At 74.9% G+C, this 22818-nt stretch carries 15 protein-coding genes; 8 read left to right on the top strand and 7 right to left on the bottom strand.

The window, feature by feature from the left end:
* Positions 1-14 precede the first annotated feature (14 nt).
* From IO40_RS0120755 to dprE1, 3 genes are all read right to left on the bottom strand, one after another.
* On the bottom strand, positions 15-827 hold the full coding sequence (locus tag IO40_RS0120755) for a class I SAM-dependent methyltransferase (protein WP_031175896.1): 813 nt from the start codon (positions 825-827) through the stop codon (positions 15-17).
* A gap of 67 nt (positions 828-894) precedes the next feature.
* Positions 895-1668: a decaprenylphospho-beta-D-erythro-pentofuranosid-2-ulose 2-reductase gene (gene dprE2 / locus IO40_RS0120750; RefSeq protein ID WP_016469275.1), complete on the bottom strand. Its 774-nt coding sequence runs from the start codon at positions 1666-1668 to the stop codon at positions 895-897.
* Between the two features lie 26 nt (positions 1669-1694).
* Positions 1695-3179, bottom strand: coding sequence for a decaprenylphosphoryl-beta-D-ribose oxidase (gene dprE1 / locus IO40_RS0120745; protein WP_078565672.1), 1485 nt, complete (start codon positions 3177-3179; stop codon positions 1695-1697).
* 89 nt (positions 3180-3268) lie between these two features.
* On the opposite strand from dprE1, the gene IO40_RS0120740 reads away from it, so the two are divergent.
* The 3 genes from IO40_RS0120740 (at position 3269) to IO40_RS33835 (ending at position 5521) form a co-directional block, all read left to right on the top strand.
* Positions 3269-3871, top strand: a complete 603-nt coding sequence (locus IO40_RS0120740; RefSeq protein WP_016469273.1) for a phosphatase PAP2 family protein — start codon at positions 3269-3271, stop codon at positions 3869-3871.
* Between the two features lie 148 nt (positions 3872-4019).
* Positions 4020-4949 carry a decaprenyl-phosphate phosphoribosyltransferase gene (locus IO40_RS0120735; RefSeq protein WP_041968959.1) on the top strand — a complete coding sequence of 310 codons (930 nt, stop codon included), beginning with the start codon at positions 4020-4022 and terminating at the stop codon, positions 4947-4949.
* Complete coding sequence (locus IO40_RS33835) at positions 4946-5521, top strand: GtrA family protein (protein ID WP_016469271.1); 576 nt, start codon at positions 4946-4948, stop codon at positions 5519-5521. Before IO40_RS0120735 ends, IO40_RS33835 begins: the two co-directional genes overlap by 4 nt.
* Here the strand turns inward: IO40_RS33835 and IO40_RS0120725 are convergent.
* The 4 genes from IO40_RS0120725 to IO40_RS0120705 all read right to left on the bottom strand — a co-directional run bounded on the left by IO40_RS0120725 (position 5499) and on the right by IO40_RS0120705 (position 15015).
* Positions 5499-6446 carry a carbohydrate ABC transporter permease gene (locus tag IO40_RS0120725; protein ID WP_016469270.1) on the bottom strand — a complete coding sequence of 316 codons (948 nt, stop codon included), beginning with the start codon at positions 6444-6446 and terminating at the stop codon, positions 5499-5501. The two genes, IO40_RS33835 and IO40_RS0120725, sit on opposite strands and share 23 nt — an antisense overlap.
* The gene (locus IO40_RS0120720) at positions 6443-7723 is read right to left on the bottom strand and encodes a carbohydrate ABC transporter permease (protein WP_033229804.1); all 1281 of its coding nucleotides are present in this window, start codon (positions 7721-7723) and stop codon (positions 6443-6445) included. Before IO40_RS0120720 ends, IO40_RS0120725 begins: the two co-directional genes overlap by 4 nt.
* An 896-nt stretch (positions 7724-8619) precedes the next feature.
* Positions 8620-9969, bottom strand: coding sequence for an ABC transporter substrate-binding protein (locus IO40_RS0120710; RefSeq protein ID WP_016469268.1), 1350 nt, complete (start codon positions 9967-9969; stop codon positions 8620-8622).
* A gap of 417 nt (positions 9970-10386) precedes the next feature.
* A complete protein-coding gene (locus tag IO40_RS0120705; protein ID WP_051719311.1) occupies positions 10387-15015 on the bottom strand; it encodes an FtsK/SpoIIIE domain-containing protein in 4629 nt (1542 codons plus the stop codon).
* A gap of 1071 nt (positions 15016-16086) precedes the next feature.
* On the opposite strand from IO40_RS0120705, the gene IO40_RS0120695 reads away from it, so the two are divergent.
* The 5 genes from IO40_RS0120695 (at position 16087) to prfB (ending at position 22652) form a co-directional block, all read left to right on the top strand.
* Positions 16087-17907: a serine/threonine-protein kinase gene (locus tag IO40_RS0120695; protein ID WP_031175894.1), complete on the top strand. Its 1821-nt coding sequence runs from the start codon at positions 16087-16089 to the stop codon at positions 17905-17907.
* A 115-nt stretch (positions 17908-18022) separates the two neighbouring features.
* Positions 18023-19339 carry a serine/threonine-protein kinase gene (locus tag IO40_RS0120690; RefSeq protein ID WP_031175893.1) on the top strand — a complete coding sequence of 439 codons (1317 nt, stop codon included), beginning with the start codon at positions 18023-18025 and terminating at the stop codon, positions 19337-19339.
* Positions 19340-19571: 232 nt separating this feature from the next.
* Positions 19572-20714: an iron-containing redox enzyme family protein gene (locus tag IO40_RS0120685; RefSeq protein WP_016469264.1), complete on the top strand. Its 1143-nt coding sequence runs from the start codon at positions 19572-19574 to the stop codon at positions 20712-20714.
* A gap of 12 nt (positions 20715-20726) precedes the next feature.
* A complete protein-coding gene (locus IO40_RS0120680) occupies positions 20727-21500 on the top strand; it encodes a 2OG-Fe dioxygenase family protein (RefSeq protein ID WP_016469263.1) in 774 nt (257 codons plus the stop codon).
* Between the two features lie 36 nt (positions 21501-21536).
* On the top strand, positions 21537-22652 hold the full coding sequence (prfB, locus tag IO40_RS0120675) for a peptide chain release factor 2 (RefSeq protein ID WP_016469262.1): 1116 nt from the start codon (positions 21537-21539) through the stop codon (positions 22650-22652).
* Positions 22653-22818: the final 166 nt, after the last annotated feature.

The following is a 22818-nucleotide window of genomic DNA, read 5'->3' as shown; positions in this document are numbered from 1 at the left end:
ACAGACCGTGGTGGTCACAGGGGGCGGCGGCCGACGGCGAGCAGGTGCGAACTGGCGGCCAGCAGCTCCGGGTAGGGTTCGGCCATTCGTGCCGCTGCCAGAGCCGATTCGAACAGCCCTGATCCGACCAGCGACTCCCCGGAGTACTGCTCGGTCGCCTTGAGCATCGCCCACGTCGGACCTTCGATCCCGAACACCTCGGCGTCCTCGAAGCCGGCGCCGGCGACCTCGTCGCGCAGTTCGCCACCACTGTGGAAGTACGCCGCTGTGAAGCTCTCCTTCCCGTCGTGGACGCGACCGGCCAGGATGTTCTCGATGCTCTTCCGCACGCCGTCCTTGTGGAGGTGGGCGAACGCGGTGTGTTCGAACAGTGAGGCATACCGGTTGATGCCGGCGGCAGCCAGCAGTCCGCCGGGGCGAACGACCCGGTACGCCTCGGCGAGTGCCCGCTCCCGGTCCTTCCGTTCGATCAGGTGGTAGAGCGGGCCCAGCATGAGGACCACGTCGTAGGCGGCGTCGGGCTCCTGGAGATCCCGTGCGTCACCGATCTCGGCACTGGTCGCGATGTGACTCGCGGCCTTGACATGCCTGGGTACCGGGTCCACGAGATGAACCGCGTAACCGTCCTTGACGAGCCACCGCGCATGGGCACCGGGGCCCCCGCCGATGTCGAGGACGCGTGCCGGGGCCGGTGGCAGGTGGCGACGCAGCAGTTCCTGAGTGCGCAGCATTTCCAGCCGCCCGTCCGCCGAAGAGGACAGACGCCGGCTTTCGTCCACCGTGGACGCGTAGAAGGCCATTACCTCGGGTGCGAGTTCTGGGGACATGCCGAGCATTCTGTCCGCGACCACGTGGGCACGTAAGAAGGGGAAAGGGCCGCACGCCGCGTGGCCCTCACCCCGGCAGGCGGCGGAACAGTGGGCGGGGCAGCAGGCGGAGCAGGCTCATCAGGGGGCCCAGGGCGCCGGGTACCCATACCGTGCCCGCCCGGCGCCGTACCCCCTGGACGACGGCGTCCGCCACCGCGCCCGGCGTGGTGGCCAGCGGCGCGGCCGGCAGCCCCGCGGTCATCCGGGTGTGCACGAACCCGGGCCGCACCACCAGGACGTGCGCGCCCGTGCCGTGCAGCGCGTCGGACAGTCCCTGTGCGAAGGCGTCCAGGCCCGCCTTGCTGGAGCCGTAGAGGAAATTGGCGCGGCGGGCCCGTACGCCCGCCACCGAGGAGAGCACCACCAGCGATCCGTGTCCCTGGGTGCGCAGTGCCCGTGCGCACACCAGTCCGGCCGAGACGGCGCCGACGTAGTTGGTCCGTACGACGCGGACGGCGGCCGTCGGGTCCTGCTCGTCGGCCCGCTGGTCGCCCAGCACCCCGAAGGCGAGCAGCACCACGTCGATGTCACCCTCGGCGAAGACCTTCCCCAGCACCTCCTCGTGCGACTCGCAGGCCAGCGCGTCGAACGCCACCGTGCGGACCGTCACCTGCGCGCCGTGCGCCGTCGCCTCCCTGCGGAGGGTCGCAGCCGCCTCGTCCAGCCGTGGACCGGGCCGCCCGGCCAGCCACACCGTGCGGGTGCGCCGCGCCAGGAAGCGGCGGACGGTGGCCAGTGCGATGTCAGAGGTGCCGCCCAGTACGAGCAGCGACTGCGGGGATCCGAAGGCGTCCTTCACGGGTGCTCCTCAAGGGTGGGTGCGGGCTAGAGGGCGAGGCGGCGGGCCAGGTCGGAGGTGAACAGGCCGCGCGGGTCCACCTCGGCGCGCAGCGCCCGGAAGTCGTCCAGGCGCGGGTACATCGCCGTCAGCAGCTCCGGCCGCATCCGTGCGTCCTTGGCCAGGTAGAGCCGCCCGCCGGCCGCGGCGATCTCCTCGTCCAGCCGGTCGAGGAAGCCGTCCAGGCCGGGCAGCCCGGCGGGGATGTCCAGCGCCAGCGTCCAGCCCTCGGTGGGGAAGGACAGCCAGCCGGGTCCTGCGGCGCCGAAGCGTTTGAGGACGGCGAGGAAGGACGGGCACGAGCGGCGCGACAGCAGCCGCACCACGCGGCGCAGCGCGTCGTCGGCCTCGTGCGGGACGACGCACTGCCACTGCACGAAACCGGTGCCGCCGTAGATCCGGTTCCAGTGCGGCAGCCCGTCCAGCGGGTGGAAGAAGGAGGCCAGCCGCTGGAGTTCGCCGCGGCGGCGGAGCGGCGCCTTGTGGTACCAGAACTTGTTGAAGGCGCCGACCGTGCCGGCCCGCAGCAGCCCGTCGGGGACGGTGCGCGGCGGGGGCGGCAGCCGTCCGGGCCGGAACGCCAGCGGCTCGCGCCGCGCCGCGCGCGCCAGCCGTCCGGAGGCGCCCTCCAGCGCGGACAGGGGCGCGTGGTCGCCCCGGGTGAGGACGGCGCGGCCGGCGGCCGTGCCGCGCGCCAGCAGGTCGATCCACGCCACCGAGTAGCGGTACCGGTGGTCGGTGGCGGTCAGGGTGGCCAGCAGCGTGTCCAGGTCGGGCAGCCGTTCGGTGTCGACGCTCATCACGGATGTCTCCACCGGCAGCAGGTCGAACGTGGCGCTCAGCACCAGCCCGGTCAGGCCCATGCCGCCGCACGTCGCGTCGAACAGCTCGCTGCCCGGCGTCAGGGTTCGCACCTGCCCGTCGGCCGTCAGCAGATCCATGGAGCGCACATGGCGGGTGAAGGAGCCCGAGATGTGGTGGTTCTTGCCGTGGATGTCCGCCCCGATCGCCCCGCCGACCGTCACATAGCGGGTCCCGGGGGTGACGGGCACGAACCAGCCCAGCGGCAGCAGCACCGTCATCAGCCGGTGCAGGCTCACCCCCGCCTCGCAGGTCACCGTGCCGGTCACCGCGTCGAGGGCCAGCACCCGGTCCAGCGCGGTGGTGTCCAGCACGGTGCCGCCCGCGTTCTGGGCGGCGTCCCCGTACGACCGGCCCAGCCCGCGCGCGATACCGCCCCGCGCCCCGCAGGAGCGCAGCGCCGCCACGGCCTCGTCCCGGGTGCGGGGCCGCAGCACGCGGGCCCCGGTCGGCGCGGTACGGCCCCAGCCGGTCAGCAGCCGCGGGCCCGCCGGATGCGGCAGCGCACCGGTGGCGGGCGGGCCGCAGGGTGCGGGCCGGGCGGGCCCCACCGTCCCCTTCCGCCGGACGTACGGAGCGGATGAAACAGACGAAGCGGACGACGCAGACATGGACGAGACGGTAGGCGCCGCACACCTGCCGGGCCGGGAGGCTGCGCCGTCCGTGTGCTGAAAGAGTGAAAGACCGAGTGTCGGATCGTATGGTCACCGGACCGACCGTGCGCGCGCGGGACAGTCACGGCGTGGCAGCGACAACGGCGACGGCACGACGATGGGACCGGTGGGAGCGGCGGCTGCTGTCCGCCCTGACCGGCTGCGCGGCCGACGCCCGGGTGGCCGGCGCGGCCCGCACCCTGTCCTGGTGCGGCGAACATGCCGCCGTCTGGCTCGCCGCCGGACTCGCCGGCGCCGCCACCGACCGCGCCCAGCGCGACCGCTGGCTGCGGGGCACGGCACTGGTCGCCACCGCGCACCTGGCCAGCATGGGGCTCAAACGGGTCGTGCGCCGCCCGCGCCCCGAATTGGCCGGCCGTGCCCCGCTCGTGCGCACCGCCGGCCGGCACTCCTTCCCCAGCTCGCACGCCGCCTCGGCGGGAGCCGCCGCGCTCGCCCTCGGCACCCTGAGCCACCGGGGCCGCACCGGCACCGGGCCGGGCATCCCGCTGGCCGTCCCGCTGGGCGTACTGGCCGCCCTCATGTGCGTCTCACGGCTGGTCGCCGGCGTCCACTACCCGTCCGACGTGGTGGCGGGAGCCGCCCTGGGCGCGCTGACCGTACGGCTCGGCACCGAACGGGGACCCTGAGATGAGTGAACGCTTCACCCTGACCGGAACACCCCGGCGGGACCCTTCCGCCCCCGCCCCCCACGAGCCCGCGACCGGTGGTCCGGCCACCCGCGAGCCGGCCACCCGTGAAGCGGCCACTCGCGGGTCGGCCGTCCGCGAGCCGGCCATGCGTGAAGCGGCCGTCCGCGAGCCCGCCACCCGTGAGGGCGGCGGCATCGGCGGCACCCTCGCCGGCGGGCTGCTGCGCACCGTGCGGCCCCGGCAGTGGACCAAGAACCTGCTCGTGGTCGCCGCTCCCGCCGCCGCCGGACAGCTCGGCTCGGCGGGCACCGCACTGCGACTCGCCCTCGTCTTCGTGCTGTTCACCACGGCCGCGTCCGCCGTCTACCTGCTCAACGACGCCCGCGACGTGGAAGCCGACCGCGCCCACCCCGACAAGTGCCGCCGCCCCGTCGCGGCCGGCACCGTCCCCGTTCCCCTCGCCTACGGGCTCGGCGCGCTCCTCGCCCTGACGGCGACCGCCCTGGGCGCCCTGCTGTGCAACGCCGCTACCGCCGCGGTGCTGGCCGGCTACGTCGTCATGCAGATCGCCTACTGCCTGCTGCTCAAGCGGGTCCTCGTCGTCGATCTGGCCGTGGTGACCGCCGGGTTCGTGATGCGGGCCATGGCGGGCGGTCTCGCGCTCGGCATCCCCCTCTCCCGCTGGTTCCTGATCACCGCCGGGTTCGGCGCCCTGTTCATGGTGGCGGGCAAGCGCTACTCCGAGGCGGTCCTCATGGGGGAGGGGGAGGGCGGTACCCGGGCCCTGCTGCGGGACTACTCGGTCGGCTACCTCCGCTTCGTGTGGCAGCTCGCCGCGGGTGTCGCCGTCCTCGCCTACTGCCTTTGGGCGCTGGGCACCGACGGCGCCGGGCCCGGCTCCCTGTGGCGGCAGTTGTCGATGGTGCCGCTGATCCTGGCCGTGCTGCGGTACGCCGTGTTCGTGGACCGGGGCGCGGCCGGCTCGCCGGAGGACGTCGTGCTGCGCGACCGCCCCCTGGCCGTCACCGCGGTCTGCTGGTGCGTCCTCTACACCCTCTCCCTCACCGCACCGTGAGCCCCCGCGGCCGGCACCGGCGGGCGGGGGAGGAGCGGTGGAGGGCCCTGTGGGCGGAGGTGGTCGGTTTCGCGTCGGTCGGCGCGCTGGCCTGCGCCGCCGACCTGGGCGGGTTCCTGCTGCTGCGCGGCCCCGCCGGCTGGGACGCGATGGCGGCGAAGGCCTGCTCGTTCGTCGCCGGGGTGACGGTCGCCTACGTGGGCAACGCTCTCGGCCCCTACCGGGCGCGGGGGCGCCGCCCGGCGGGCGCCTGGCGGCGGTTCGCCGTCTTCACGCTGGTCAACGCCGCAGGCGGGGCCGTCCAGCTGGGCTGTCTGGCCTTCTCCCGCCATGTGCTGGGCCTGACCTCGGTCCTCGCCGACGTGGTGTCGGGGGCGGGGGTCGGGCTGCTGCTGGGCACGGCGGTGCGGTTCTGGGGGACCCGGACGCTGGTGTTCTCGCACGCGTCCGCCCCCGTTCCGGACGCGGTACGTACGGAACGGGGGCGGACGGAGAGGCCGGGAGCCGGCCCGGTGGCCACCCCGGACGGGGCCGCCACCGGGCCGCGGTTCACTTCACGGCACCGGCCATGACGCCGGAGACGAACTGGCGCTGGAAGGCGAAGAAGACCACCAGCGGCACCAGCATGGAGATGAAGGCGCCGGGTGCCAGGACGTCGATGTTGTTGCCGAACTGCCGCATCTGCTGCTGCAGGGCGACGGTGATCGGCGGATTGGTGGAGTCGGCGAAGATCAGCGCGACGAGCATGTCGTTCCACACCCACAGGAACTGGAAGATGCCCAGCGAGGCGATGGCCGGCCCGCCCAGCGGCATGATCACCCGGGTGAACAGCCGCAGTTCACCTGCACCGTCGAGCCGTGCGGCCTCCAGCAGTTCGCGGGGGATCTCCGCGAAGAAGTTCCGCAGCAGGAAGATGGCGAACGGCAGACCGAACGCCGTGTGGAAGAGGACGACACCGGCCGTCGTCTCGAAGATGCCGAGGGTGTTGAAGAGCTTCGCGACCGGCACCAGCGCCACCTGCACGGGCACCACCAGCAGTCCGACGACGACCATGAACCACCAGTCGCGTCCGGGGAAGTCCATCCAGGCGAAGGCGTAGCCGGCGAGCGCGCCGATCACCACCACGAGCACGGTGGCCGGCACGGTGATCAGCACGGTGGTCCACAAGGACCCCATCACCTGGTCGTTGGCGAACAGCGCGTCGTAGTTCGACCAGGTCAGCTGGTCCCTGTCGAGGATCCAGGGGAAGCTGCCGTTGAGGTCGAAGATGTTCCACCAGCCGGATATGGAGATCTCCGCCGGGTCGCGCAGCGAGGAACTGAGCAGACCGGCCGTCGGCAGCAGCCAGAACAGCCCGATGACGACGAGTGCGAAGCGCACCGCCCAGTGTCCGGTCAGTGCGGCCAGCCGGCTGCCGAGCGGGGTCTTCGGCTGTGCGGTTTCCTGCGCCGGGGCCGCCGGTTCGGAGGCGGCGCCCTTGGCGGTCAGCGTGGTCATCGGCGGGACTCCCTGCGCAGACGGCGGATGTTGAGGATCATGACCGGCACGACGAGCAGCAGCAGGATCACCGCGATCGCGCTGCCGACCCCCTGGTCGGGGCTGCCGCCGAAGGACTTCAGATACAGCTGGAGGGCGAGCACGTTCGCCTCCCGTTGGGTGGCGCCGGGGGAGATGACGTAGACGAGGTCGAAGATCTTCAGCACGTTGATCATCAGGGTGACGGTGACGACACCCAGCACCGGCGCCAGCAGCGGCACGGTGACCTTGCGGAAGACCTTCCACTCGTTGCAGCCGTCCACCCGGGCCTGTTCCAGCAGCTCACGGGGGACACCGGCCAGGCCGGCGGCGATCAGCACCATCGCGAAGCCCGCCCACATCCACACGTACGAGCCGATGATGGCCGGGGTGACCAGGGCGGGCCCCAGCCAGTCGATGCCGTTGTACGGCTGGGCGAAGTTCGCGGCGGGCAGCCGCAGCTTGGCGCCGTCGGCGGCGGCCGGGAGGGTGAAGGTGCCGTCGTCGGCGGTGGTGGCCTCGGCGACCTTGCGGCCGTCCTTGACGGCCTCCACCGTGATCCCGGAGAGGGCCTTCTCCTGCTGGTCGATCACGTTGTGCTCGCTGCGCCCGCCCTTGACGAAGTCCAGCCAGACGGTGCCGGTGACCTTCCCGCCGGCGGCCTTCGCTGGCTTCTTCGCCAGTGCCTCGCCGGCGGCCTCCTTCGGCGGGATGCCCACCAGCGGGAGGGAGACGGGGCTCGCGGCGTCCACGGTCTCGCGGGTCAGATAGGCGCCGCCCTCGGTGACGGTCAGCGGCGCGTCGGTGCGGGGCCGCGCGTCGGGCCACGGCGCGGTGTCGGCGAACGTGTCGTGCACGGTCGTCCACAGGGCGTTGGCCATACCGCGCTCGGGGTCCTGCTCGTAGACCAGGCGGAAGATGATGCCGGACGCCAGCATGGAGATGGCCATCGGCATGAAGACCAGCAGCTTGAACGCCGTGCCCCAGCGCACCCGTTCGGTCAGCACCGCGAAGATCAGGCCGAGCGCGGTGCACACGGCCGGTGCGACGACGACCCACACGAGATTGTTGCGGAAGGCGATGAGGGTGCCCTCGTCGGTGAAGACCTCCTTGAAGTTGCCCAGGCCGACGAAGCCGGAGCCGTCGGCGTTCATCAGGCTGCGGTAGAGCGAGTACACGATCGGGTAGACGACGAGCGCACCCAGGATCAGCAGCGCGGGCAGCAGGAAGAGCCCGGCGATCCAGGGCCGGCGGCGCATCGCGGCGATGCTCCGCCCCTTCTTCCCGCCCCCCGCCCCGGCCGCCCCGGGGGCGGGCGCCTTGGCGGTGCCGGATGCCTTGGAGGCGGCCGGTCCTGTGGCGCCGGATGCCGGGGTGGCGGGTGCCTCCGTGGTGGCCGATGCCTTGGGGGCGGGGGTCTCCGTGGTGCCGGACGCCTTGGGGGCCGACGGGCCTGTGGCGCCGGGTGCTTCGGAGGCGGGCGCCTCGGCGGTGGGCGCTTCGGAGGCGGGCGCCTCGGAGGCGGCTGTCTCGCTGGTGGCGGAGGCCGCCACCACGGCCGGTTCCGCCGGTTCCGCCGTGGTCGCGGCGGGTGTGTCGGCCTCCGGCGCGGCAGTGGCGGAGGCCGTGCCGGCGACGCTCTCCGCCGCAGCGGCCGGCGCCTTCGCGGCCGTTGTCGCCGCGCTCGCCGCCGGTGCCGGCACGGCGGCCTCCGGCACGGTGGCCTTCGGGTCGGCGGCTTCCGGGGCGGCTGCTTCCGGGGACGTGGCTTCCGCGGTGGCGGACTCCGGTACGGCGCCCGTGGCGCTCGTCGGTGCGGCGGCGGTCGCCGCCTGCGCCGCGGGGGCCTCGGACGCACCGCCGTCGGCGGCGGACTCCCCGCCCGGGGCGGCGTCGCCCCCGGCGGAGGCGGCACCCGGCTCGCTCTTCGGGGCGCCGGGTGTCACGGCTGCGTCGGGTGTCGCGGCGGCGTCGGAGGTCCGGGGCGCACCGGGCTCCTCCGGTATGCCTCCGGCCGCGCCGCTGGAGGGATTGCTCGGGGTCGGCATGACGGTCCTCTCCCCTGTCCTGTTCCGTCAGTGGGCTGCGGGTCGCGGCAGCCGTACGGCGCACGCTGCGGCACGTACGGGCCCGCGACGGGGGCGATCGGGCGCGGTTACTTCCGGTACGCCTTGGCGGCGGCCTTCTCCAGCGCCTGCTGGGTGCCCTCGATGTCCTTCGGGTTCGCCAGGAAGTCCTGGAGGGCCTTCCACTCGCCCTCGCCCTTGGTGCCGCCGAACTGCGCGGGGGCCTGGTCGGACATGTCGAAGCGGAAGTCGTCACCCGCCGCGATCAGCGCCTTGGCGATCTCACGCTGCGGCTGGTTGGGGTACGCGGACAGGTCCAGCTCCTTGTTGGGGGAGATGAAACCGCCTTCCGCGGCCCAGATGCCCGCCGCGTCCTTGGAGGCCAGGAACGTGGCCAGGGCCTGCGCGCCCTTGCTGTCCTTGAGCACGGCGGCTGCGTCGCCCGCCGTCACCACCGGGGGCTGGGCGCCGACCTTCGGGAACGGGTAGACCTGCGCGTCCTTGCCGATACGGGCCTTGGTGTCGCCCTCGATATTGACGCCGACGAAGTCCGCCTCGAAGACGAGCGCGGCGTCCGGCGAGGCCAGGTCGCCGTACGTCTGGGTGACCGACTTGGGGAAGTCCGTCTGGAGCGCGCCCTTGTTGCCGCCCGCAAGGAGGTGCTTCTTGCCCCACAGCTGCGCCAGCGTCCTGAGCGCCTTGGTGACCGACGGGTCGGTCCACTTGATCTCGTGCGCGGCGAGCTGGTCGTACTTCTCGGGGCCCGCCTGGGAGAGGTAGATGTTCTCGAACCAGTCGGTGAGCACCCAGCCGTCGGCGCCGCCGACGGAGACCGGGTCCACGCCCGAGTCGGAGAGGGTCTCCGCGTCCCGCACGAAGGACTTCCAGTCCTTCGCCTCGCCCACCCCCGCGTCCTCGAACGCCTGGGTGTTGTACCAGATCAGGGACTTGTTGGCGGCCTTGAAGTAGATGCCGTACTGCGTGCCGTCGTAACTGCCCAGGTCACGCCAGCCCTTGCTGAAGTTCTTCGCCGACTCGGCCCTGGCCTCCTTGCCCAGCGGCTTGAGCCAGCCCTTCTTCGCGAACTGCCGCAACACGCCGACCTGCGGCAGCATCGCCACGTCCGGCGGGGCACCACCCTCGATCTTGGAGCCGATGTACGTGGCGACGTTGTCGCCGGTCGGCACGAACTCGACCTTCGCGCCGGTGCGTTTTTCGAACTCGTCCAGGACTTTGCGGAAGTTGGCCTCCTCCGCGCCGGTCCACACGGCCGCCACCTGGAGCTTCTGTCCGTCGAGTTTCGGGAGATCGACGGTCGGCTTGTGCGAAGCCGCCCACTCGCTTCCCTCGTCCTCCTTGGCACAGCCCGCAGCGGCGAGCGTGAGGGCGGCGACGGAGACAAGTGCGAGAGCCGTGCGCGGAGCACGCGGAATACGCATGGTTCAAGCCGTCCCTTTCCCCCATGAAGTCCCCCGTCGCCGCGCCGGCGGGACGGGAGTCGAGCAAGGCACGGCAGGCCGTGCGGGCAGCGCGCCGTACCTTTCTTGTGCGGATGTTTGTACGCCCGGAGCCACGTCCCTGGCAACACTGTTCGTGCCGCCTCAAGTATCTTGATCACTCCGTGATCTGACGGCCCGCGCCGATGCGCCGCCGCCTGCGAACTCCTGGGGCGACTGGGCCAGTTGGGCCACCGTTGACGGGGCTCGCGCCCCCTCGCCCGTCCGGCCCGGGCGCCGCCCGGAGCCGCGCACGAGCCCACCACGACAGCGCCACCCGACGCACGCCGCGCCCCCGCCCGTACGCGGGCGGAGGCGCGGCGTGCGTCGGGTGTGCGCGGCAGGTGCCCGGGGCGCGACTCAGCGGGAGCGGGCGGCCTGCTGCGCGGCCCGTTCCATCGCGCTGGCGAGCAGGGCCAGATCCGTCGGACCGTTCCCCAGCTCCCGCACCTGCCGGCGCGCGGGCGGGTCCCCGGCCCGTGTCCACTCCAGCGGCACGACGGTCGGGCGCACCGTCGCCGTGCGAGGGATACGGCCGGTGACCCGGCCCGCCTGGAACGGCACGGCCGGCCCGCCCCCGCCCGGCGACAGCGTGCCCCGGCCGGGTGGTGTACCGCCCTCGCCGCCTTCGCCGCCCGTCAGTTCGGCGTGCAGCGCCGCCGTCCGCGCCAGCAGGGTGCCCGCCGTACGGTCGGCACGCCCGGTCGCCGCGACGACGTGCACCCCCAGCCGGGCGCCCGACCGGGCGACGGTCTCCAGCGCCCGGACGACCGAACCGGCCGCCGGACGGCCGGGGTTGCCCAGCGCGGGGTCCACCAGCGTGTCGAAGTCGTCCACCAGCACCACCAGCCGGGGCGGCACCCCGTCCGGTCCGAGCGGTGACGGGATCGCCGACGCCTCCTGGGGTCCGCCGGAGCGCTCGCCGTCCCGCTGCCGCAGCCGCAACGTCCGCTGCGTACGGTCCGGTTCGACGCCGGCCGGGTGCGCGGTGCCCCGGCCGCCCCGCTCGGCCTGCCCCGGGCCCCGTTCCGCGCCGGGCCGTTCCGCTGCGGGACGGCCATCCCCGGCGCCCTGTGCCGGCACCGCACCCGTACCGCGGGCGCCGCCGCCGGCCGTCCGCGCGTCACCCGCCGGGTTGCGGGGGACTTGCGCTGCCGGGCCGCGGACGGCGCGGTCGGCGCCCGCACGGTCGCCCTCGTCCGGACCCCACGCACCCCGTGCCGCGTCCCATGAGCCGTCCCCCGGCCCGCCGCTGCCCGCCGCACGGCCCCGGACGTGGTCGGGCCGGCCACCGGCGGCATGCCCCGCACGGCCCGCCCCGCCGTCGTCCGGCCCCCGGCTGACGGCGCTCGCACCACGGGTGCCGTCGTCCGGCCCCCGGCCGCTCCCGGGCTGGTGCCACGCGGCCTCGGCCCGGCCCCGGGCACCACCCGGAGCACGGCCGCCGACGCCGGGTGCGCGGTCGGCGGACGTGCGGTCGCCTGATGTGCGGTCACTTGGCATGCGGTCGCCTGGTGTGCGGTCACCTGATGCGCCGGAGCCGTCGGTGCGGCTGCGCCCGCCGCCCGGTGCGGTGGCGCCGCCTCCGTAAGTGCCGTCGCCGTAGGTCCCGTCGCCGGGGCCCCGGCCGCCGGCCGCGGCGTCGGTGCGGGCCGCCCGCTGCGGTGCCCGGCCCGCCGGGATCGCGGCCCGCTCGTCCGGCACCGAGGCGGCGGACGGCTGCGCGGGCAGCTGCACCCCGCTCTCGCCCGGGTGACCCGCCTCGCTCCGGCCCCGGGCGTGCTCCGGAGCCTGACGCGGCGCCACCACCCGGCCGCCGGGGCGGGCCGACAGCCGTACGTACTCCTCGTAACCCAGCTCGTCCCCGATCAGCTCCGCGCGCCGCTTCACCTCGGCACTGAGCGCCTGGGCGAACTGCCGCATCCGCACCGGGTCGCCCGCCACCAGGTGTTCGGTCACATGGGGCAGCTCCACACAGGGCCGCAGCCCCTCACCGGCGCCGGCACCGGCACCGTCGATCAGGACGAGCGCCAGCCGGTCCGGGCGTTCCCCGGCGGCGAGGGAGGCCGCCAGCGAACGCAGCAGCTCCGTCTTGCCGGCCCCGGGCCCGCCGCTGATCAGCGCGTGCCCGGGCACCGGGGCGGACCCGTCCTCCGCCGTCCGCGGCGCCACATCGGACAGATCGGCCTCCAGGGGTCCGTGCGGTCCGGCACCGAACACCAGCGGGGCCCGGCCCGCGGGTGCGGCGAGCTGCGCCGACCAGCGGGCGAGCAGCGCGGCGGGGGTGGCCCTGGCGAGACCCAGCTCGTCGAGCAGCCGGCACTGGTCGGGCAGCGTCACCGTGGGGCGGGCGATACCGGCGCGCTCGGCGGCGCCGTCCGGCTCCCGGAGCGGGGCGAGCGCACGCGCGAAGCGCTCGGCCCAGGCCGCGGAGACGCCGTCGGCGGTCGCGACCGGCGCGGCGGGGTTGTAACCGCCGCCCGCACCCGGCGCCGCGGTCCGGTGCAGTACTTGTACGGCCGTGGCCACGTCACCGCTCAGCAACGCGACCGTCCCGCACTCGGGGAAGGCCGGGCAGGCGTCGTCGGCGGCCTCGACCGTCGCGGCGACCGGCGAGGTCGGACTGGCCGACGGCGTCTCGGCGAGGCAGACCAGATGGATGCCCGCGCGCGCCCCTTCCCGTGCCAGCCGTGCCACGTCCGCCCGCAGGGCGGCGGACCCGGGGTCCCCGTCCACGACGACGACCACGGCCCCCTGGACCAGCCGCCCGGCGGGCCGGGAACCGGCGCCGCCCGCCCCGGCGGGCACGCCGTGCACCGGCCCGGCACCAGGACCGGTCGGACCCGTCGGCCCGCCCGCGGCCCCCGGAACTCCCGGCGTGCCTTCGCCGGGCCGGGCGCCGGACGGTGATTGCGCGACGGACGGTGCATGCGAGCCCGATGGTGCGTACGGGCCCGACGGTGAGTGCGCGGCCTCCGCGCCAGGCGTGCCGGGGATGGCAGGGGCGCCGCCCGCGCCGTACGGGAGAACACCGGTCGCTCCCGCGCCGTGTGAGCCGGCCGGCGCGCCGTACGCATCGGTGGCCGCCCCGGACGCCACCGACGCCGGTGGTGCCGGCGGGGCCACGGGGGTCGTGGGTGCGGTCTCCTGCGCGTCGAGGCGGCGGACGAGTTCGGCGACGCGCGCCGCGGCCTGGTCGCGGTCGTAGGCGGTCAGCAGGCCGCAGTCCTGGCCGTGGGTGGGGCGGAGGTGGGGGAGCCAGCCGAGCCAGGACCAGTCCTGCTGGCGCTCGGCCACGTCGCGGGAGCGGTCGGCGGCGAGCAGCACGACTTCCAGGGCGCTGGGCCCGTGCAGCGCGGTCAGCTGCGCCACCACGGCGCGGGCCAGCCCCGTCAGCCGGGCGCGGGGACCGGCGAGGCCCAGCGAACCCGCCCGGCGCAGATCGACGGTGACCGGCTCGCCCTGACCGTCGCTCCGCCACGTGGTGCCGAGCCGTACGGTGAGCGCGTCCGGATGGGCGGGCCCGCGCTCCCACAGCCGGGGGCCCGGCCCGAGGGCGCTCAGCAGGACGGCCGCCGGGTCGGGCCAGCGGGCGGCCCATTCGTGCGGCGCCAGCCTGGGTGCGGGGGCGCCGCCCGGCAGGGGGCTGTGCCCGCCGTGGGCGAGCCCGTCGGCGGTGCCGGCGCCGTACCGCGTCGGCCCGTCCGGCAGCCCGGCACCGGCCGCCGTACCGTCTCCGCCGGACCCTGCCGCGCCGCCCGAGGCGTACGGCGGTTCGCTGACGAGGGCCGGCCCGGCTCCGTGGCCGTCCCCGTGGCCGCTTCCCTGTCCGTCCTCCGGCTCGGTCCGGCCGCCGCCGGCGAACCGGCGTGCCCAGGCCCCCAGCCCCTTCCCCTTGCGGGGCCCGGTCTCCCGCGGGTCACGCGGCGGAGGCGGCACGATCCCGGAGGCGTGGGTGCCGGCGCTGTCCGGGAAGGGCCCGCCGGACGCGTACGCGTGTGCCCCGGCGGCGTCGCCGGGCGCGGCCTGGGGTACGCCGCCGCCGATCTGCCGGATCTCGTGCCCCGGCCCCGCTACGGGGGCACTCGGGACAGCGCCCGCACCGGGAACGGAGCCGACGGGGGACGACGGACCGGCGGCTCCCGCGTCGCGGGACAGACGCAGCCGGCCCTCGCCGTCCGGCGTGGTGGGCAGTGCCAGCGGGGGCGTCGGCGGGGCGTGCTGTGCGGCCCCGCCCGTGGCGCCCGCCGGTCCGGCCGCTTCGAGCCGGAGGGCGGTCTCCCCGAGCCGGAGCGTGGCGCCGGGCCGGAAGAGAACGGGCCGCCCGCCGACGGGGGCGCCGTCGAGGGTGGTGCCGTTGGTGGAGTCCAGGTCCGTGACGGTGACCGCGCCGCCGTCGGTGACGGTCACCGCGCAGTGCAGCCGGGAGACGTCCGGGTCGTCCAAGGGGACGTCCGCCTCCGCCGAGCGCCCCAGCAGGACCTTGCCGCCCTGGAGGAGGTGGATGCCGCCCGCGTCGGGTCCGGCGACCACGTGCAGCCGCGCCCTGGCCGAGCCGTACGCGGTGAGCGCCGTCACGGCCGCCCCGTGTGCGGGCAGTGCGGCGGGGGCGACGGGCGCGTGCAGCGAGACGAGGGCGCCGTCCAGCAGGGGCGGCTCGCCGATGATCTGCCGGTGCGGGTCGAGCCGGCGGGTGCCGGCGTAGACGGTCACGGATTCCTGCGGGCCGTCCTCACCGCCCGCACGGGCCTGCCGGCCGGTGTTCGCGGGGCCGCCCGGGGCGCCGGGGGTGGCGGCCAGCGCTGCGGCGGCGGAGGTCGCCAGTGCGCCCGTGACCGCCGAGAGCACCGTCCCGGCAGGCGCCGTGACCAGCACGTTCGTATAAGTGACCGGGTAGGACGGGGCCGTGCCCGTACCGCCACCCTCTCCCGGGTCCGCCGCGCTGCGTGCGCCGCGCGGCGCCAGGGCGACAGTCAGCCGGATCTGCATCTGCCCTCCAGGTCCCGTCCGCATCACGTCTGCGGCCCGTCCGCAGTCTGCCCACTCCAGTCCGTGGACCATCCCCCGCCCCGCCCACAACACCCCCCGCGTCCCTCTCAGCCGCCTCATCCCTCGCGTGCGGCCCGTTCCGCGGGGCGGCCGGCGCGTGTCCGTCCTACCACCGCGATGCGCCCGGCGACCTGCGGACGCTCCATCCCGCCACCCCTCGACGGAACCACCTCCGACCCCCGCCGGGCCACCTCACCTCCGCCCTGCGGGACCACCTCATCTCCGCCCTGCCGGGCCGGCGCACCACCTGCTGCCGACCCGCCGACTCCGTCACCTCTCCGCGCCCGCGCCCGGTGCGACGGCCGCCGTGAACCGCCCGCCCCGCCGGTCGCGCCCGTCCATCCCGCCGGCCTCACCACATCCGGTCGCATCCACCGGTCCCGTCAGGTCTCCCGTCCCGCCAGGCCCGCCAACTCCACCCGCGTCCCACCGGGCCCACCGGCCTCACCGGGCCCACCAGCCCGACCCGACCCGTCCGGCCCCGCCCCGGACGGACCGCCCGCGGTGCGCAGCCGACGGGCAGCGAACAGTAGTCCCTCGCACGCCTGCTGCCGACCGGGCCCGGCCAGTCGCCGCCCGGCCCTCCCGCAGCCCGCCTCCCACAGGCCGCCCGCGCAGGGACGGCCCCCGCGCGACGGCCTCCCGGCCACCGCCCCATCGAGGGCGAACGCCGGGGCCGCGACGGCCGGCCGCGCCGCGGGCCCCGCGGTCCGCAGTCCGTCGGCGGTCGGCGGGATGTGCGGAGGCGCACTTTTCGTTGTGTTGCAGGCATACTCGCACCCGGGGCCGACAACGGGGTCCGTCCTGGCCACGTTGGTGATCTTGTGTGCGGAATGATCTTGTCGTTGTGTCGCCGCCGCCGCAACCATCGCCATGTGGCGTGCGTCTACCGGGGGAGCCGTTCACCGGCCTCTTGCACGGGCCCCGCGGGGCCCGCGCGGGCTCGGGGGTGCCTTGCGCGGCGGCACTATGGTGGGCGGGACAGCAGTACGAGACCAGGGAGCGCATGACGTGCGGCCGGTAGGCAGCAAGTACCTGCTCGAAGAGCCGCTGGGGCGCGGCGCCACGGGCACCGTCTGGCGGGCCCGCCAGCGTGAGACGGCGGGCTCGGAGGCGGCGGTCGCCGGGCAGCCCGGCGAGACGGTCGCCATCAAGGTCCTCAAGGAGGAGCTGGCGAGCGATCCCGACGTGGTGATGCGTTTCCTGCGGGAGCGCTCCGTGCTGCTGCGGCTGACGCACCACAACATCGTCAGGACCCGCGACCTGGTGGTCGAGGGCGATCTCCTGGCGCTGGTGATGGACCTGATCGAGGGGCCGGATCTGCACCGCTATCTGCGGGAGAACGGCCCGTTCTCGCCGGTCGCCGCCTGTCTGGTGACGGCCCAGGTGGCCGACGCGCTGGCGGCCAGCCACGCGGACGGCATCGTCCACCGGGACCTGAAGCCCGCGAACGTCCTGCTCACGGAGGACGAGAACGGGATGCGTCCGATGCTCACGGACTTCGGTATCGCGCGCCTGGCGGACTCGCCGGGGCTGACGCGTACGCAGGAGTTCGTCGGCACGCCCGCGTACGTGGCGCCGGAGTCCGCCGAGGGCCGACCGCAGACGTCCGCGGTGGACATCTACGGCGCGGGCATCATGCTGTACGAGCTGGTGGCGGGCTACCCGCCGTTCAGCGGCGACAGCGCGCTGGCGGTGCTGCACCAGCACCTGGCGCAGGAGCCGGAGCGGCCGGGGAACGTGCCGGACCCGTTGTGGACGGTCATCGAGCGGTGCCTGCGCAAGGAGCCGCAGGAGCGGCCGAGCGCGGAGAACCTGGCGCGGGGTCTGCGGACGGTCGCGGACGGTATCGGGGCGGGGGCCACCCCGCAGGCGGCGAGTGCCGCGCTGGGCGTGGGCGCGCTGCTGGCGCCGGACCCGACACCGGCGCCGGTCCCGGACACGGGCGGCGGGGCGCCGGGCGCGGGTGCCGGCGACGCCGAGCCGACGCAGGTGCTCCCGCACAGCGGCGCGGCGCAGGGTGCGCAGTACGACCCGTCGGCGCAGACGAACGTGCTCCCGCAGACGGGCGGCCCGCAGGGCGGTCCGCCGCAGTACGACCCGGCGGCCCAGACGAACGTCATGCCGCAGACGGGCGGCCCGGGCGGTACGCAGGGCGGCAACGCGGACCCGACCCAGGTGATGCCGCCGGTTCCGGGCGGCCCCGCCGGGCAGCAGGGCGGTCCGCCGCAGCAGGACGGCCCGCATCCGTGGGAGAACCAGTTGCGGGCGGCGCGGGACCGCAACGAGCAGACGCAGTTCCAGCCGCTGGACCCGAGCATGGACCCGCTGCGGCGCCGTCCGCAGCGCCGTCCGGCCCCGCAGCAGCCTCCGCAGGGCCCGCCACCGGGCGCTCCGGCTCCGTACGGTCAGCAAGGCTATGGCCAGCAGGGGTACGGGCAGCAGGGGTACGGCCCGCAGGGCTATGCGGGGCAGCCGCAGCAGTACGGGGCCCCGGCCCCGCAGCGCCGCGCGCCGCAGCAGCCTCCGCAGCGTTACGAGCCGGAGCCGCCGCGGCGCAGGGAGCCGCGTCCGCAGCGTGAGCCGAGGCCGCCGCGTGAGCCGCGGCCGAGCCGTGAGCCGCGGCAGCGCAGCGCGAACCCGATGCGGATTCCGGGGCTCGGCTGTCTCAAGGGCTGCCTGTTCATGATCGTCATACTGGTCGTGGCGGCGGTTCTGGTGTGGAACTTCACGCCGGTGCCGGAGTGGTGGGCCGAGGGCAAGAGTTTCTGGCAGTCCACGAAGGACGTTTTCAGTCAGATAGGGGACTTCTTCGGCCAGTTCAGCAACTGACGCGTCGCTGAATTTGCGGATTTGTCGACTTCCAAAGGGGGATTTCCCCCGCAGAAGTGACTGTTGACGGCATCCGGGGCTCCCAACCCCGGCCCCGCCGCGTAGTTTTGTCGCCATGGCACGGAAGATCGGCAGTCGCTACACGGCACACCAGATCCTCGGGCGCGGCAGCGCCGGAACGGTGTGGCTCGGCGACGGACCGGAGGGTCCGGTCGCCATCAAGCTGCTGCGCGAGGACCTCGCCGCCGACCAGGACCTGGTGGAGCGCTTCGTGCAGGAACGCAGCGCCCTGCTGCACCTGGACCACCCGCGCGTCGTCGGCGTCCGCGACCTGGTGGTGGACGGCAACGAACTGGCCCTCGTCATGGACCTGGTGCGCGGCACCGACCTGCGCACCCGCCTGGAGCGGGACCGCCGCCTCGCCCCGGAGGCCGCGGTCGCCATCGCCGCCGACGTCGCGGACGCCCTCGCCGCCGCGCACGCCGCGGGGCTGGTGCACCGCGACGTGAAACCGGAGAACGTCCTGCTCGACGCGCTGGCCATGGAGGGCCCGGGCGGCGCCCCGCCCGCGCTGCTGACGGACTTCGGCGTCGCCAAGCTCATCGACTCGCCCAGCCGCACCCGCGCCACCTCGATCATCGGCACCCCGGACTATCTGGCACCGGAGATCGTCGAAGGGCTGCCGCCCCGCGCGGCGGTGGACATCTACGCGCTGGCCACCGTGCTCTACGAGCTGCTCGCCGGGTTCACCCCCTTCGGGGGCGGACATCCCGGCGCGGTGCTGCGGCGGCACGTCACCGAATCGGTGGCGCCCCTGCCCGGCATCCCCGACGAACTGTGGCAGCTCATCCACCAGTGCCTCGCCAAGGCGCCCGCCTCCCGGCTGCGGGCCGCGGAGCTGGCCACCCGGCTGCGCGAGCTGCTGCCCGCACTGGAGGGGCTGCCGGCCCTCGACATCGACGAGCAGTCGGACGACGGCTACGCCGAGGGCCCGGACACCGGCGACGGCGCGGACGGGACGGCGGGGGCGCACCGGGACCAGGAGGCGGAGGCAGCCGTGCTGCCGGCGGGCGGCGGCGCCGTACCGCTGGTCCATTCGCGGGTCGGCCCCGACGCGAACCGGGACACCCACACCAGCATGCGCGTGCCCGGCGCCGACGAACTGGCCGGAGGAGCGCACGGCACCGCGCGGGCCCCCCGCGCGGTGGGCGAGGCCCGCGCCGGATCGGCCCGGCACCGGATGGCCGAGCGCCGCCGCCGGCTCAAAATAGGCGTGGCCGCGGCGCTGGTGGCCGTCGCCCTCGCGGTCGGCGGCTGGCTGGCCACCTCGCAGGACGACCCCGAAACGGGCTCGCTCCCGGCCCCGGCCCCCACACAGACCGCGACGGCCCCGCACCCCGCCGCCCACAGCACACCGATGCCGCGCAGCTGACGGCGACCGAGTCCGGGACCGTCCCGGGCCCCGCTCCCGAGTGCACCGGAACGGGCCCGTTGCCCGCGCGTGGGTGCGGGTACCCGGAGGGCCGACCGCCGCCCGGCGGCCGGCCCGGTGTGACGGGCGTGCCGTCCGGGCCCGCGTCCCCGCCCGGCGCGGACGGCGCGGGCCCCGACGACACGCGCCGGCGCCCGGGGCCCGAGGAGAGCCTGCACGACGGGAGCGCACCATGACGGCGACCATGAGGACGGCGACCACGGCCCCGGCCGGCCGGGCGGCGACGGCCCCGCAGCACCCGGCGTCCGGCGGCCCCGCCCTGCCCGAGGCCCGCGGCCCCCTGTCCGCGGGCGTCCTGGAGACGCTGGCCACGACGGGCCCGCCCGCCGACCCCGAGCTGCTGTCCGTGCGGGCCGCGACGGCCGACCCGTACGGCGAGGATCTGCACCTGGCCCTGTACGTGCTGTACGAACTGCACTACCGGGGCTTCGCGGGTGTGCCCGGCGAGCGGGAGTGGGACCCGCGGCTGCTGCGGGTGCGCGCGGTGCTGGAGGACCGCTTCCTCGCGGCGCTCCGCCACGACCTGCCGGCCGGCCGCTCCGTGGCGGAGGTCTTCGGCGAACTGCTGGTGGAGCCGGTGGAGCCGGCCGGTGAGGAGGGCGGGGTCGCCCACCACCTCCAGCACCACGGGGAGCGCTGGCAGCTTCGCGAGTACGCGGCGCTGCGCTCCCTCTACCACCTCAAGGAGGCCGACCCGCACGCGTGGGTGATTCCGCGGCTGACGGGCCGGGCGAAGGCGGCGATGGTCGCCGTCGAGTACGACGAGTTCGGCGCGGGGCGGGCGGAGAACGTGCACGCCCGGCTGTTCGCGGACCTGATGCGCGACCTCGACCTGGACGACACCTACGGCCGCTATCTGGACGCGGCACCGGGCGAGGCCCTGGCGCTGGTCAACCTGATGTCGCTGTTCGGCCTGCACAGGGCGCTGCGCGGCGCGCTCGTGGGGCATTTCGCCTGTGTGGAGGTCACCTCCTCGCCCGGCTCGCGCCGGCTGGCCGCCGCGATGCGCCGCCTGGAGGCGGGAGCGGCGGCGGAGCGGTTCTACGACGAGCACGTGGAGGCCGACGCGGTGCACGAACAGGTGGTGCGCCGCGACGTGATCGGCGGGCTGCTGGAGGACGAACCGGAACTGGAGCCGCAGATCGCGTTCGGTGCGCAGGCCACCGTCTTCCTGGAGGACCGGCTCGGTGACGCGCTGCTGGCGGCGTGGCGTACCGGCGCCTCCGCGCTCCGCACCCCGCTCCAGCCGGCGCCGGCCCCCATTCCGGCGGGAGCGGGGGCCGAGAGCCCGGATGCGGACCCGGCCGGCGCGTAGGACGATGGCGGCATGGAGGACATAGCGGGCGTCCAGACGGTGCGGAGCGCGGGTGAGGTCGCCGAGGCCCGCCAGGCGCTGCTCGCCGAGCGGACCCATCTGATGCGGCCGGCCGCCGTCTCGCGCTGTGTGGGCGCCGAGCAGGCGGACTGGCGTCGTTTCGCCGGTCACTGGGACGACCTGGAGGAGGACGGCTACGCGGCCCGCCAGGGCAGCCGCCGGCTGCGCCGGTACGGGCACTTCGTCCTGCACCGCACCGGGTCGCTGCGGCCGATGCCGCACGTGGCGTTCGTCCAGCCCGGCGAGACCAACCCACTGCACGTGGGTGAGGACCGTCACTTCGCGCCCTTGACCGACGCTTTCGTGGCCGACCCCCTCTTCAAGGCGCTGACCAGGACACTCGGCCAGATCGCGGCATGTCTGGAGGACGCCGACGAGTGGAGCGTGAAGGTGCACCCCTTCCGGGTGATCGCCTCCGCGGACACCGAGGGCCGGCCGACGCCCGAGGGCCGGCACCGGGACGGGGTGACGCTGGTGACCTCCCTGCTGATCGGCAGGGAGAACGCGGTCGGCGGCCGGAGCACCGTCTGGACCCCGGACGGCACCCGCCTGCTGAGCACCACGCTGCACGAGCGCGGCACCCTCCTGCTGGGCGACGACCGGGCCACCCTGCACGAGGTGGACCCCGTGCGCCCGGCGGACGGCACCCGACCGGCCCGCCGCGACGTCCTGGTGACCACGCTGACCGCACGCCACAGCGCGGAGCGTGACGCCCAAGTGGGCTAGGGCCCCGGGTGGCGGCTTGCGGTTAGGGTGGGGAGCGTGGCAGTCGTCGATGTATCCGAAGAGCTGAAGGCCCTCTCCTCCACCATGGAGTCGATCGAGGCCGTCCTTGACCTGGACAAGATGCGGTCCGACATCGCCGCGCTGGAGGAGCAGGCGGCGGCTCCGGACCTGTGGGACGACGTCGACCGTGCGCAGCAGGTGACCAGCCGGCTGTCCTACCTCCAGGGGCAGCTGCGGAAGGTCGAGGAGCTGCGCGGGCGGATCGACGACGTCGGGGTGCTCTTCGAGCTGGCCGAGAGCGAGGACGACGCGGACGCGCGGGCCGAGGCGGAGAACGAGCTGGCGGCCGTCCGCAAGACGGTGGACGAGCTGGAGGTCCGCACCCTGCTGTCGGGCGAGTACGACCCGCGTGAGGCGGTCGTCAGCGTCCGTGCGGAGGCCGGCGGCGTGGACGCGGCCGACTTCGCCGAGCAGCTGATGCGGATGTATCTGCGCTGGGCCGAGCGGCGCGGCTACCCGACCGAGGTGTTCGACACCTCGTACGCGGAGGAGGCGGGCATCAAGTCCGCGACCTTCACGGTGAAGGCGCCGTACGCCTACGGCACGCTCTCCGTCGAGCAGGGCACCCACCGGATGGTGCGCATCTCCCCGTTCGACAACCAGGGCCGCCGCCAGACCTCGTTCGCCGGGGTCGAGGTGCTGCCCGTCGTCGAGCAGGTGGACCACATCGACATCCCGGAGAACGAGCTGCGGATCGATGTGTTCCGCTCCTCCGGTCCGGGCGGCCAGTCGGTCAACACCACCGACTCGGCGGTCCGGATGACGCACCTTCCCACCGGCATCGTCGTCTCCTGCCAGAACGAGAAGTCGCAGATCCAGAACCGCGCCGCCGCCATGCGTGTCATGCAGGCCCGGCTGCTGGCCCACCGCCGCCAGGAGGAGCAGGCCAAGATGGACGCCCTCAAGGGCGACGGCGGCAACTCCTGGGGCAGCCAGATGCGTTCGTACGTGCTGCACCCGTACCAGATGGTCAAGGACCTGCGCACCGAGCACGAGGTCGGCAACCCTCAGGCGGTGCTCGACGGTGACATCGACGGCTTCCTGGAGGCCGGTATCCGCTGGCGCAAGCAGCAGGAACAGGCCCAGGACTGACACCCCGTCAGCTCGTTCACCCCTTCTTCGCTTGACGGGCGTGTGAAGGCTGGGGAAAGCTGTTCGCTCGGCATGCCTGTGTCAGGGGCGCACGGACGGGGCTAAGAGAGCGCCCCGCTGGCAGAACGATGGCGCCCGGGGTGGGGAAACAGAACGCCTCGATGGA

Origin of the sequence: Streptomyces albus subsp. albus, assembly GCF_000725885.1 — a bacterium.
In the GTDB taxonomy this organism is placed as follows: Bacteria; Actinomycetota; Actinomycetes; order Streptomycetales; family Streptomycetaceae; genus Streptomyces; species Streptomyces albus.
The sequence above is the reverse complement of the archived record's forward strand: the minus strand, read 5'-3'. Positions and strand labels throughout refer to the sequence as shown.

Coding starts and splice junctions, on each gene's coding strand:
- IO40_RS0120755 (WP_031175896.1), bottom strand. CDS start 827: ATGTCCCCAGAACTCGCACCCGAGGTAATGGCCTTCTACGCGTCCACG.
- dprE1 (WP_078565672.1), bottom strand. CDS start 3,179: ATGTCTGCGTCGTCCGCTTCGTCTGTTTCATCCGCTCCGTACGTCCGG.
- IO40_RS0120740 (WP_016469273.1), top strand. CDS start 3,269: ATGGTCACCGGACCGACCGTGCGCGCGCGGGACAGTCACGGCGTGGCA.
- IO40_RS0120735 (WP_041968959.1), top strand. CDS start 4,020: ATGCGTGAAGCGGCCGTCCGCGAGCCCGCCACCCGTGAGGGCGGCGGC.
- IO40_RS0120725 (WP_016469270.1), bottom strand. CDS start 6,446: ATGACCACGCTGACCGCCAAGGGCGCCGCCTCCGAACCGGCGGCCCCG.
- IO40_RS0120720 (WP_033229804.1), bottom strand. CDS start 7,723: ATGCGCCGCCGGCCCTGGATCGCCGGGCTCTTCCTGCTGCCCGCGCTG.
- IO40_RS0120710 (WP_016469268.1), bottom strand. CDS start 9,969: ATGCGTATTCCGCGTGCTCCGCGCACGGCTCTCGCACTTGTCTCCGTC.
- IO40_RS0120705 (WP_051719311.1), bottom strand. CDS start 15,015: ATGCAGATCCGGCTGACTGTCGCCCTGGCGCCGCGCGGCGCACGCAGC.
- IO40_RS0120690 (WP_031175893.1), top strand. CDS start 18,023: ATGGCACGGAAGATCGGCAGTCGCTACACGGCACACCAGATCCTCGGG.
- IO40_RS0120685 (WP_016469264.1), top strand. CDS start 19,572: ATGACGGCGACCATGAGGACGGCGACCACGGCCCCGGCCGGCCGGGCG.
- IO40_RS0120680 (WP_016469263.1), top strand. CDS start 20,727: ATGGAGGACATAGCGGGCGTCCAGACGGTGCGGAGCGCGGGTGAGGTC.